Here is a 212-nt window from a genome sequence, read left to right on the forward strand (position 1 = left end):
TGACTCTTAGCGCGTAGCGTTAAAGTTGAGGCACCTTGCGCAAAGAAAATGGTAGCACTACGTGCTTGTCATTGATTCTTTGCACCTAATTTGCTTGGTGACAATAGCGTTTTGGACCCACCTGACTCCATGCCGAACTCAGTAGTGAAACGAAACAGCGCCGATGATAGTGTAGCATTTGCTATGTGAAAGTAGGACATTACCAGGCTTCA

1 rRNA gene is annotated in these 212 nt (G+C 45.8%); it reads left to right on the plus strand.

Annotated features, from left to right (window positions below):
* The first annotated feature begins 93 nt into the window (after positions 1–93).
* Positions 94–208 (plus strand): 5S ribosomal RNA (gene rrf, locus H5118_RS20470).
* The last annotated feature ends 4 nt before the right edge of the window (positions 209–212 follow it).

This window comes from Pseudoalteromonas sp. SR41-1 (genome assembly GCF_014164015.1).
In the GTDB taxonomy this organism is placed as follows: domain Bacteria; phylum Pseudomonadota; class Gammaproteobacteria; order Enterobacterales; family Alteromonadaceae; genus Pseudoalteromonas; species Pseudoalteromonas distincta.